We start from the raw sequence: 9,948 nt of genomic DNA on the forward strand, positions 1-9,948 counted from the left end.
CCCCCCCCCCCCCCCGCCCCCCCCCCCCCCCCCCCCCCCCCCCCCCCCGGGGGGGGGGGGGGGGGCCCCCGCCGGGGGGGGGGCCGGGCGGCCGGCGCCCCGGGGCCCCCCCCCCGCTGCCGCGCCGGGCCGGCAGGGCACGGGCCTGGAGCACGCTCAGGGCGGCGAAGATGACGGCCGCCACCGTGCACACGGCCCGGAAGTCGGCGGTCAGCAGTGCGAGGCCGACCACCGGGCCGACCAGCATGCCGCCCTGGTAGTACACGTTGAAGGTGGCGAAGGCGTCCACCCGGCGCTCGCCGGCCTCCGCCGCCAGGTAGGCGCGTACCGCAGGGTTGAACAGCGCGCCGGCGAACCCGGTGGCCGCCGATGCGACGATCAGCGCGGGCAGGCTGTCCACCCAGCCCAGCAGGGCGAACCCGGCGGTGCGCAGCACACAGCCGGTGAGGATCGGCAGCTTGTAGCCGAGCCGGTCGGCGAGGGTGCCACCGATGAGGAACATGCCCTGCTGGGACAGGTTGCGCACGCCGAGCACCAGGCCGACCGCCCAGGCGGCGAGGCCCACCTCGCCCGCCAGATGGGCGGCGAGATAGGGCATCAGCATGTAGAAGCCCAGATTGATGGCGAACTGATTGACCATAAGGAGTCGGGCCGCCGGGCTGAACGAGCGGGTCCGTGCGAGCAGGTCGGTCATCGGCCGGCCCCCGCCGGATGGTCGAGCCGCTCCTCACCCGGGCGGGCGGGGAGCGGGCGGGTGACGGTGGTGCAGCGGGTCCAGTGGGTGACCACCGCCTGGGAGGGGTGGCCGATCTCCTCGGGCGCGTCGGCCGGTTCGTGGCCGAGCAGCCGGTGGGTGCGGCAGTACGCGTCGTCGAAGACGGTGGAGACGTAGCGGTGCGGCCCGTCGGGGAAGACCGCCGCGATGCGCTCCTCGGCCGGGTGGGTACGGGCCAGATAGCGGGCGACCAGCGCGACCGCCCCCACGCTCCAGCCCCCGGTGGCGTACCGGGTGCGGGCCAGGGCGCGGGCGGCCCACACGGCCTCGGGGGCGGCGACCCAGTGGACCTCGTCGAACAACTCGTAGGCCACGTTGCGCGGATAGATCGACGAGCCCAGGCCGCGCATCAGGCGGGTGCCCGACGGCTGGCCGAAGATGGTGGAGGCGCAGGTGTCCACGCCGACCACGCGCAGGGTGGGAAAGAAGGTGCGCAGCACCCGGCCGATGCCGGCGGAGTGGCCGCCGGTGCCGACCGAGACGACCAGGGTGTCGATGCGGCCGAGTTGGGCGACGAGTTCATGGGCCAGTGGTCGGTAGGCGGCCACGTTGTCGGGGTTGTGGTACTGGTCGGGGCACCAGGCGCCCGGGTCGGCGGCGAGGAGTTCGGCCACCGCGTCGCGGCGGGCCTGCTGCCAGCCGCCGTGCGGGTGCGGCACGGTGACGGTGTGCACCTCGGCGCCGTACGCCCGCAGCAACCCGGCGACCTGCGCCTCCATGCCGGGGTCGGTGACCACCGAGACCGGATGGCCGTAGGCGATGCCGGCGAGCGCGAGGCCGAGGCCGAGGGTGCCCGAGGTGGACTCCACGATCCGGGCGCCGGGCAGCAGCGCGCCCCGCTCCCGGGCGGCGGCCACCATGTACAGCGCGGTGCGGTCCTTGATGCCGCCGGGATTGTGGCCTTCGAGCTTGGCCCAGAAGCCGCGGCGATCGGTGGTGAAGGGCTCGCCGACCCACAGCACGGGGGTGTCTCCGACCAGCGCGGCCGGGGTCGCGGCGGACCGCGCCGATGCGGCGAGTAGCTGGGCGGGGGAGACGGGAGTCGGGTCGAGGAGGACGGAGGAGGGGTGGGGGAGGTTCATCGATGACGGCTCTCCCACCGCTGGCCGGCGTGCGGACAGCGGTGCAACTGGGGGGTGGGGGACACGACGACGCCCACCGGCCGGCCGCGCACAAGAAGCGCCATGCGGTCGGGGTGGGCGTGGGTCGGGTCAGTTCCGCCAGATCTGGAGGAGCGCCCGCGGGCTCGTGCCGGGGCGGGGCCCCGCGGTGAGGGGCGGGGCGCGGCCTGGTTCGGCCAGCACGAACGCGGCGGGGTCGAGCGGGGCCGGCGCGGGCAGCGGCACCTTGGTGCTATCCGGCTGCGGCAGCGCCGGGGCGTCGATCCCGGCGCACTCCTGCGCCTGGTGGCGATGGCCGCACGAGCCGGGCGCTGCGCGCTCGGGCAGTGCGGCGGGGGCAGCCGCCGGCGTGCTGGAGGAGAGCGCCGCTGGGGTGAGCGCCGATGCGTCCACCCGGCCGGGCCCGCTGGAGAGCGGCCCGTGAGCGCAGCCCGGGACGTGCGCCAGCACGGCCAGCAGTAGCACGCACCACAGGGGGCGCACCGCCGTCCGCCGCATCGGCCGCCCGTCGATCACCACCAGCACACGGTAGCGGAAGGACTACGTTCGGTTTGCGTCAGAATCGGGGCGGCGGCACGGCCGTCCTCTGGGGGGATATCGGGCGACATGGCCCGTCCGTGGTGGCCCGTTCGACCGGGGATGGGAGTGTGTCAGGGGTGGCCAGTCCGCCACCTGATCCGCCGCTCGGTCCGCCCTTCGGCCGGGCGCCCGGCCCGGACGTTCGGCTGGGGCGTTCGGTCGGTTGGCGGGGCGGCTTCGTGAAGGGCGAACGGTTCGAGCCGGGTCGGCCGCGGGCGGCAGCGGACCATCCGGGGCGGCCGGCGACGTGCCCGCCCTGCGGCGGGTGGCCTCGCCCGCCGCAGGGCTAGTGCACCCGCCCGTAGCTGACGCGCTTGCTCCAGATGCGCTCAAGACGCACCACGGTGCCGGTCTTGGGCGCGTGCCAGATGCGGCCGTGGCCGGCGTAGATGCCCACGTGGTAGACGGACCTCGCGGACCGCCCGGACCGGAAGAAGACCAGGTCGCCGCGGGTGCGGGTGGTGGTGGGGACGCGTCTGACCTTGTTGTACTGCGCGGCGGCGGTACGCGGCAGCTTCTTGCCCGCCCGCTTGAACGCGTACAGGGTCAGCCCCGAACAGTCGAAGCGGTGCGGTCCGGTGGCGCCCCACTTGTACGGGGAGCCCTTCTTGGAGGCCGCGACGTGCAGTGCCTTCACCCCGGTGGAGGCGGCTTCGGCCGACGGCGTCCACGGGGCCAACAGGCTCGTACCGACCGCGGCGGCGGTCAGCGCCGAGACGGTGCCGAGCCGGGAGAGGAGGGGCGGGACCGTGACTCCTGTGCGCGTAGCCATGCGCAACCCTTCGCCAGCCGCCGGTGGAGGAGCCGGAGTTGCGGAGCCCGGCCCGCCGGGGCGGCCCGGGTCTACCTCCACTCCCGCCGGAGCGCAACCGTCGACCAGGTGCCCGGCGCGGTGGCGGGATCAGGCGCCCGCCCGGGCCGCCCCGTCGCTGTCGGCGGGGGCTTGTCGTCCCAGATCGTCACGCACGGCATGGGCGATTCCGAGCTGAAACGACGCTATGTGAACCTCGTCACATATGCGCCATTGTGGTGCTTCGTCAGATCGGCGGAGCCGGCCGCGCCCCGCTGCCGACGCGTGGACCGCGCGCGGAACGCGGCGCGGAACGGGGCCGGCGGGGGCCGGCACGGACCCGAGGTGCGGGCGGCGCGCAACTCGGGGCGTCGGCCGGCGAGCCCGCGCGCTAGGCCGAACGGGGGAGCCCAAGTGGGGCACGGCGGCGCGCTCCGGTGGCGCGCCCGCCGCCGATCAGGGTGCGGGCTCCGACGGCACCGTGACGCGCGCCGTGCGCCGCTCGCCGTCCAGTACCCGCAGCGCCCGGGTCAACGTGGCGGCGTGCACGGCGCTCTCGCCCCGCTCGTGCATCAGCGTCAGCGCGTCCCGCAACGCGTCGGCCCGGGACGCCAGGGCCTGCGCGGCCCGCAGCGCGCCGTAGGTGTCATGGCCGTGGACCGGGTTGATCCGACCCAGCAGGTCCACGACCGCCAGATAGCCGTCGACGAAGTCCGCCTCGGCGCGGGTCAGTGCGGGCAGCGGTGGCAGCGGAGGTGGCAGCACCGCGGGTCACCGCAGGCCGAGCGGAACGGCGGTGCGCTTGCGGCTGCGGGTGAGCCGGTCCACGATCCCGTACTCCAGCGCGCCCTGGGCGTCGAAGATCTTGTCGCGCTCGATGTCGTTGCGCACCCGCTCGACGGGCTGGCCGGTGTGCTCGGCCAGCATCCGCTCCAGCAGGTCCCGGGTGCGCAGGATCTCCTCGGCCTGCACCTGGAGGTCGGAGGTCTCGCCGCGGACCGGCTCGTGCAGCGACGGCTGGTGGATCAGCACCCGAGCCCCGGGCAGCGCGAGCCGCTTGCCCGGCGTCCCCGCCGCCAGCAGCACGGCGGCGGCCGACGCGGCCTGCCCCAGACACACCGTCTCGATGTCGCAGGTGACGAAGCGCATCGTGTCGTAGATGGCGGTCATCGCCGTGAACGAGCCGCCGGGGGAGTTGATGTAGAGCGAGATGTCCTGGTCGGGCGAGGTGTGCTCCAGGTGCATGAACTGGGCCATCACGTCGTTGGCCGAGGTGTCGTCGATCGGGGTGCCGAGGAAGACGATGCGCTGTTCCAGCAGCTTGGAGTACGGGTCCAGGGTGCGCACGCCGGTGCTGGTGCGCTCGGTGAACTCGGGCAGGACGTAACGGGCGGTGGGTCGTTCCATCGGGCACCTCTCGGCGTGCTGGCGTGCTGGGGGATGGCTGCACGGGCGGCCCATACGTAAAAAATGTACAGGACGTACATCCCGTTAGAATGGGGAGCATGGCCTACGAGATTCCGGTGACGCAAGCCCGGGCAGAGCTCGCGGATCTGATCAACCGTGTGGTGTACGGCGGTGAACGGGTGGTCGTCACACGCCACGGCAAGCCGCTCGTGGCCCTGGTCTCCGCCGCTGACCTGCAACGACTCGAAGAACCCGAGCCGGCGGCCGAGGAGCAGGTGATCAGCACGGTCTCCACGCTGCGCCCGGGGACGTCCGCTGCGGGCGAACGACGTCGCTTCGGCATCGCCGCCGAACACCGCGGCCCGGACGGCGACGGGCGACGGCCCGGCCGCGGGGAATGACGAAGGGGGGGGGGGCCGCGGGGGGGGGGGGGCCGCCCCGCCCGCCGGGGGGGGCCCCCCCCCCCCCCCCCCCCCCCCCCCCCCCCCGCGGGGCGGGGGGGGGGGGGGGGGGGGGGGGGGGGGCCGCCGCCCCCCCCCGGGGGGGGCGCGCCGCCCGGCCCCCCCCCCCGGCGGCCGGCGGGGGGGGGGGGGGGGTGCGGGGGTGGGTCAGGAGCTCAACTCCCACAGTGCGTGGGCGATGGCGTCGCTGTTGTTGTCCAGTGCGGTGTCGTCGACGTTCCTGGTCGTGTCGCACGCGGAGTGGTAGCACGGGTCGAACGGCGCGCCCGGCGTCCCGCCCCACTTCGCCGCCTGCTGCGGGCTCTTGGTGGTCTCGGCGCCGCTGAACAGGCCGCCGACCGGCACGCCCCGGTCCTTGAACGGCGCGTGGTCGGACCGGCCGTCGCCCTCGGTCTCCCGCTCGGTGGCGATGCCCTTGGCCGCGTACCAGTCCTTGAACACCCGCTCCACCTCCGGGTCGTCGTCGTAGACGAAGTAGCCGGGGTTGGGCGAGCCGATCATGTCGAAGTTCAGATACGAGTCGATCTTCGACAGTTCGCCGGAGCCGAGCGCGTTGACGTAGTGCGTGGAGCCGACCATGCCGTACTCCTCCGCGCCCCACCAGGCGAACCTGAGGTGCTTGGTGGGTTTGAGGTCGGCCTTGGCGACGGCGAGCGCCACCTCCAGGATGCCGGCCGAACCCGAGCCGTTGTCGTTGATGCCGGCGCCGCGGCGGACCGAGTCGAGATGGGCGCCGGCCATGACGACCTGGTCGCTCCCGCCCGCGGGCCAGTCGGCGATGAGGTTGTAGCCGGTGGAGCCGTTGTAGTTGAACTCCTGGAGCGAGGTGGTGAATCCGGCCGCGTCCAGCTTGCCCTTGACGTACTCCACTGACGCCCGGTAGCCGGGCTGGCCGTGCGCCCGGTTGCCGCCGTTGCGGTCGGCTATGGACTGGAGGGAGGAGAGGTGGCCCTTGACGGCGGAGACATCGATGTCGGGAGCGGCGACCCGGGTGGGGGTCGAGGTCGCCTGGGCTCCGGTGGCCCCGCTGAGCAGGGCGGCGGCGAGCGCGGTGCAGAGGGCAGTGGCGAGCGTGCTGCGGCGCAGCATCGTCGGTCGATACACGTGGGCTCCGATACGGATGTGGGGGGTGGTGCGGAGCAGGTGATGCGGACACGAGGATTGATGTTTTGCTGTACATCGTCAAGAGCGAGGGCCCGGGCGCGCCTTCCGGGCGGGTCGGGGTGACCCATCGACCGGCCCACCGACTGACCGGGCCCCGCCCCCTCCCGTACGGCCCCGGTCGTCGCTGCGTACGCCGGCGCGCGGTAGGGGGCGGTAGGGGCTGTGGCGCACGCATGCTGCCTGGTAAAGGCCCTGGCGCGCGGGTGTTGCGCCATGCGGGTTACGCCGGGCGCGGGGCGCTGGGTGGACGCCGGTGTGGCCGAGATGGGTCACCCGTCTGGGGCAGCCCATAACGGGACTCATCGTCCGCGTCCGGGTCGGCCCGCCAACTCCGCCCCGCTGGGGGGCCGTCGGTCCTGACGCGCCCGAGTGGGGCGTGCCCCGGCCCATCGCTGCTGGCCGGGCGGCACGGGTCGGAGCGGGCGGCTGTCGCGGGGGTACGCCGTCTGCCTCAGTCCACCATGCAGTTCACGTCTTGGTAAAGAACACTTGTGTGACCTGTTCCGGTGGGTGAAGGAGACGTAAAGATCCTCCTGACCACCCTCACCATTGTGTGAAGGCGACCCAATTAGGGGGAGTGCCTACGTGAAAAGAACTGCGATATTCGGTGCGGCGGGCACCGTGCTGACCGGCGTGCTGATCGCCGGAACCCTGGCCAGCCCGGCGGCCAACGCCGGTGACCGACACGGTCACCACCCCGGTTCCTCCAAGGAGCAGCGCGCCGCCATCGGCGTCAAGATCGCCGCCGCGCGCGCCGCGAAGGCGGGCGTCGACTGGAAGGACTGTCCGGCCGACTGGGGCCTGGAGAAGCCGATCCAGTGTGGCTACGTCACCGTCCCGCTCGACTACGCCAGGCCGAACGGGCGCACCATCAAGATCGCGGTCGACCGCGTGGGCAACACCGGCACCGCCGACGAGCGCCAGGGCGCGCTGGTCTACAACCCCGGTGGCCCCGGCGGCTCCGGTCTGCGCTTCCCGCGCCGCGTCACCACCAAGGCCCCGCTGTGGCAGAAGACCGCCCGGGCCTACGACTTCGTCGGCTTCGACCCCCGCGGCGTCGGCCGCTCCGCACCTATCTCCTGCGTCGACCCGCAGGAGTTCGTCAAGGCGCCCAAGCTCGACCCGGTGCCCGACAGCGAGGCCGACAAGCGTGCCCAGCGCAAGCTGGCCCGCGAGTACGCGCAGGGCTGCGCCGAGCGCAGCGGCGACATGCTGCCGCACATGACGACCCCGAACACCGCCCGTGACCTGGACGTCATCCGGGCCGCGCTCGGCGAGAAGAAGCTGAACTACATCGGCGTCTCCTACGGCACCTACCTGGGCGGCGTGTACGCGACGCTCTTCCCGCAGCACGTGCGCCGGCTGCTGGTGGACAGCGTGGTCAACCCCGCGCAGGAGAAGATCTGGTACCAGGCCAACCTGGACCAGGACGTGGCCTTCGAGACCCGCTGGAACGACTGGAAGAAGTGGGTCGCCCGCTACGACTCCGTCTACCACATCGGCGACACCCCGGCCAAGGTCCAGCAGCAGTGGGAGAAGCTGCGCGCCACCGCCAAGAAGAACCCGATCGGCGGCGTCGTCGGCCCCGCCGAGCTGCTCGGCTTCTTCCAGAACGCGCCGTACTACGACTCGATGTGGACCACGGTGGCCTCCGTGTGGAGCACCTACCTCGCCGGTGACGCCAAGCCGCTGATCGAGAACGCCGGTCCCGACCTGTCGGACATCAAGGGCAACATCTCCTCCGAGAACGGCAACGCGGTCTACACGGCCGTCGAGTGCGCGGACGCCAAGTGGCCGACGAGCTGGCGCAAGTGGGACCGGGACAACTCCCGGCTGCACCGCGACCACCCGTTCCTGACCTGGTCCAACGCCTGGATGAACCTGCCGTGCGCGACCTGGGAGGGCCCGCAGTACACGCCGGTGAACGTCAAGTCCCACCGCGGCCTGCCGCCGGTGCTGATCGTCCAGAGCACCCGTGACGCGGCCACCCCGTACGAGGGCGCCGTGGAGCTGCACAAGCGCCTCAAGGGCTCGCGCCTGATCACCGAGAACGGTGCCGGTTCGCACGGTGTCACCACCGAGCTGAACCCGTGCATCAACCAGCGGGTGGACGCCTACCTGCTGAACGGCACGGTCGACGCCAAGGACGTGGTCTGCGGCCCGCACGCCACGCCCGAGCCCAAGAAGCTCGCCGCGGCCAAGGCCAAGAGCACCCTGGCCGCCGCGGAACTGCGGCCCTGACGGCCCTGGGCGGGGCGGCCTAGCTGCGCCACCCGATAGTGCACCCCGCGGGGAGGTCACCGGCGTCGAGCCGATGGCCTCCCCGCACCACTTTGGCCGCGGCGTGCCCCGCGTCGGCCGCTACGGAACTCCGGCCGCCCCCGTCGGCTGCCCGTTCACCTCGACCTCGTGGCCGCCTCCGCAGCCTCGGGCGCCGGCAGGAACGCCTTGCTGAACGCCCCTCGGGTCGGAGACTCCGCCCGCCGGTCGAGCACCGCGAACACCACCTGCGCGAAGTGGCCGGCGAATCGTCCGTCCCCGGCCAACAGGTCCCGGAACGCGCCGGCCACCTGCGCCGGATCGTTGCGGAACACCCCACAGCCCCAGGCCCCCAGCACCAGCCGCCGGTGCCCGTGCGCGGCAGCCACCTCAAGGACCCGCTCCGCGCGGGACGCCAGTGCGGCGGGGCCCGCGGCCACGGCGGCCGGGGCGCGCTGCGCGATGACCCCGGCGTTGGGCGCGGCCGAGGTCAGGAACGCCGCACGGAAGGGCCGCTCCAACAGCACACCGTCCTCCTCGCGGAAGACCGGCACCGCGGGGGAGTAGATCACCCGGTCGGTGTAGAACGGGCTGCGGTCCGCGCGGTGCGCGGCGTAGAACTCCGGCACCCGGCGCAGGCACGTGTACAGGGCACTGCCCCGGCACACCGCTTCCTCCTGGGCCTGTGCACCGTTCAGGTAGCCGCCGCCCGGGTTGCGGGCCGAGGAGAAGTTGAGCACCGCGACTCCCCGGTCGGCCCCGGCCGCCGGATGCGGCACGCCGTCGGTGGTCAGGCCCGGCGCGGCGGCGTCCCCGCTCAGCCGGCAGGCCGCGGCGTGGCTCCCCTCGGCCGTCACCTCGAACCGGGTCGGGCCCGCTGCCCCACCGCCCGTACCCGTCGGGCCCGCCGCGGCGACCGGCTCCGGGCCGTACAGCCGCGTCCCCCGGGCGGCCACGGCCAGCCACTCGGTCAGCCGCACCGACCGCCCGGCCGGCGAGGTGTACCCGCCGGCGGCCACGATCTCCTCGGTCTCCTTGGCGATGCCCCGCAGCCGTGCACTCATTCCGTGCCCCCGTTCCATACGAAGGGACGCCGGCCCGCTCGGACCGGCGTCCCGATGATCAGGTGTGAGGCTACGGAGGGCGGGCGGGGCCACGCCACAGGATTGTTCGGCGGAGGCCGTACGCACCCCGCGCCTTCGGGTACGGGCCGATGCGGTCCAGGGCGAGCCCGTACGGCCCGAACACGCCGCTGCGGGGGGGGCGCCCCCGGGCGGGGGGGGGCGCCCCGGGCGGGGGGGGGGGGGGGGGGGGGCCCGGGCGTACGCGGGCATCAGGCGTCGAAGTCGCCGGCCTTCACGCCCGCGACGAACGCCGACCACGCGGCGGTCC

General features: G+C 73.9%; 10 protein-coding genes. 2 read left to right on the forward strand and 8 right to left on the reverse strand.

Features of this window, described 5'->3' with window-relative positions:
- From AAHZ94_RS20350 to AAHZ94_RS20375, 6 genes are all read right to left on the reverse strand, one after another.
- On the reverse strand, positions 1-694 hold a 694-nt coding region (locus AAHZ94_RS20350; protein ID WP_349994403.1), incomplete at its 3' end, for an MFS transporter.
- The gene (locus AAHZ94_RS20355; protein WP_349994404.1) at positions 691-1,857 is read right to left on the reverse strand and encodes a PLP-dependent cysteine synthase family protein; all 1,167 of its coding nucleotides are present in this window, start codon (positions 1,855-1,857) and stop codon (positions 691-693) included. The genes AAHZ94_RS20350 and AAHZ94_RS20355, both read right to left, overlap by 4 nt.
- A gap of 129 nt (positions 1,858-1,986) precedes the next feature.
- Complete coding sequence (locus tag AAHZ94_RS20360) at positions 1,987-2,415, reverse strand: hypothetical protein (RefSeq protein WP_349994405.1); 429 nt, start codon at positions 2,413-2,415, stop codon at positions 1,987-1,989.
- Positions 2,416-2,761: 346 nt separating this feature from the next.
- The gene (locus AAHZ94_RS20365) at positions 2,762-3,247 is read right to left on the reverse strand and encodes a C40 family peptidase (protein ID WP_349994406.1); all 486 of its coding nucleotides are present in this window, start codon (positions 3,245-3,247) and stop codon (positions 2,762-2,764) included.
- A 474-nt stretch (positions 3,248-3,721) separates the two neighbouring features.
- Entirely contained in the window at positions 3,722-4,030 is a 309-nt protein-coding gene (locus AAHZ94_RS20370) for a hypothetical protein (RefSeq protein WP_349994407.1), read from the reverse strand.
- Between the two features lie 6 nt (positions 4,031-4,036).
- Positions 4,037-4,672, reverse strand: coding sequence for an ATP-dependent Clp protease proteolytic subunit (locus tag AAHZ94_RS20375; protein WP_349994408.1), 636 nt, complete (start codon positions 4,670-4,672; stop codon positions 4,037-4,039).
- A gap of 98 nt (positions 4,673-4,770) precedes the next feature.
- On the opposite strand from AAHZ94_RS20375, the gene AAHZ94_RS20380 reads away from it, so the two are divergent.
- Positions 4,771-5,073: a type II toxin-antitoxin system Phd/YefM family antitoxin gene (locus tag AAHZ94_RS20380; protein WP_349994409.1), complete on the forward strand. Its 303-nt coding sequence runs from the start codon at positions 4,771-4,773 to the stop codon at positions 5,071-5,073.
- A 207-nt stretch (positions 5,074-5,280) separates the two neighbouring features.
- On the opposite strand, the gene AAHZ94_RS20385 is transcribed toward AAHZ94_RS20380, so the two are convergent.
- Positions 5,281-6,222 (reverse strand): M28 family metallopeptidase, encoded by a 942-nt coding sequence (locus tag AAHZ94_RS20385; RefSeq protein WP_349994412.1) that lies wholly within the window; start codon positions 6,220-6,222, stop codon positions 5,281-5,283.
- Positions 6,223-6,882: 660 nt separating this feature from the next.
- On the opposite strand from AAHZ94_RS20385, the gene AAHZ94_RS20390 reads away from it, so the two are divergent.
- Positions 6,883-8,538, forward strand: coding sequence for an alpha/beta hydrolase (locus tag AAHZ94_RS20390; RefSeq protein WP_349994410.1), 1,656 nt, complete (start codon positions 6,883-6,885; stop codon positions 8,536-8,538).
- 155 nt (positions 8,539-8,693) lie between these two features.
- On the opposite strand, the gene AAHZ94_RS20395 is transcribed toward AAHZ94_RS20390, so the two are convergent.
- The gene (locus AAHZ94_RS20395) at positions 8,694-9,620 is read right to left on the reverse strand and encodes a TIGR02452 family protein (protein ID WP_349994411.1); all 927 of its coding nucleotides are present in this window, start codon (positions 9,618-9,620) and stop codon (positions 8,694-8,696) included.
- Between the last annotated feature and the right edge of the window lie 328 nt (positions 9,621-9,948).

Source organism: Streptomyces sp. HSW2009 (assembly GCF_040240285.1).
GTDB lineage: Bacteria > Actinomycetota > Actinomycetes > Streptomycetales > Streptomycetaceae > Streptomyces.